The 281-nt window shown below is 48.8% G+C and carries 2 tRNA genes; both read left to right on the top strand.

The features are described 5' to 3' along the window. Nucleotides 1-56 precede the first annotated feature (56 nt). Nucleotides 57-143: transfer RNA gene (locus AB4209_RS22495), tRNA-Leu, on the top strand. 64 nt (nt 144-207) lie between these two features. Next, nucleotides 208-281 (top strand) — tRNA-Cys (locus AB4209_RS22500).

Genomic DNA, 281 nt, shown 5'->3' on the forward strand with positions numbered 1-281 from the left:
GACATTAAGATGGTGTTTTACTTTTCAGTAATCGGCATCGCAATAAAGAATTGCGTGCCCTGGTGGTGGAATTGGTAGACACAAGGGATTTAAAATCCCTCGACGTTCGCGTTGTGCCGGTTCAAGTCCGGCCCGGGGCACCATCTATTTGATTATTACCTCGCTTGGTATTAATCAAAAGAGTTGTTCTCTTAAAACACTATTGAAGGCGCCTTGGCAGAGTGGCTATGCAGCGGATTGCAAATCCGTGGACCTCGGTTCGACTCCGGGAGGCGCCTCCA

It is taken from the genome of Vibrio sp. 10N.286.48.C11, from assembly GCF_041469805.1.
Lineage (GTDB): Bacteria > Pseudomonadota > Gammaproteobacteria > Enterobacterales > Vibrionaceae > Vibrio > Vibrio crassostreae_C.